At 48.4% G+C, this 612-nt stretch carries 1 protein-coding gene; it reads right to left on the reverse strand.

The genetic code is table 11. The features are described from left to right. Window positions 1–612: saccharopine dehydrogenase family protein (locus R8O11_RS29165; RefSeq protein ID WP_318195115.1), on the reverse strand; the 612-nt coding region annotated here is incomplete at both ends.

The following is a 612-nucleotide window of genomic DNA, read 5'->3' on the forward strand; positions in this document are numbered from 1 at the left end:
ACTGTGCCATCGTGCAGCGTTAGCGGATCTGGACTTAGTAAGCCGATGTCGCACATTACGTTGAAGTAGTTAAGGTAACGATCACCAAAGCCCATCCAGAACTCAATACGTTTCGCAGGGATGAACTCTTTCATTGAACGCACTTCGTCGTGCGCCATTGAATACACTTTGTGCGAGCCACAGTTCGGGAATTCGAACTCAAGCATACGTGAGTGACAAGGTACTTGCTTCCACTCGCCATTTTCCCAGTAGAAAGAGTCACCTTGGATCTCTAGCATATTGGTTTCTGGGTCAAAGTTCGTTGCAAACTTCTTACCGTGATCACCCGCGTTTACATCCATCACGTCGATTGTGTCGATCTCGTCGAACAGGTGTTTTACTGCGTATGCTGCAAACACAGAAACTACGCCTGGATCGAAACCAGCGCCTAAGATGCCAGTGATGCCCGCTTCTTCGAACTTCTCACGGTAGCCCCATTGCCAATCGTAAGCTTCAGGGACTTGTTGACCTTCTGAACATAGGTCAACCGCGACTGATGTATCTAGGTATGAAACTTTTGCTCGGTAACACGCTTCCATGATTGGCATGTTTACCCAAGGAGGACCTGCGTTG

Source organism: Vibrio sp. 1288 (assembly GCF_033344475.1).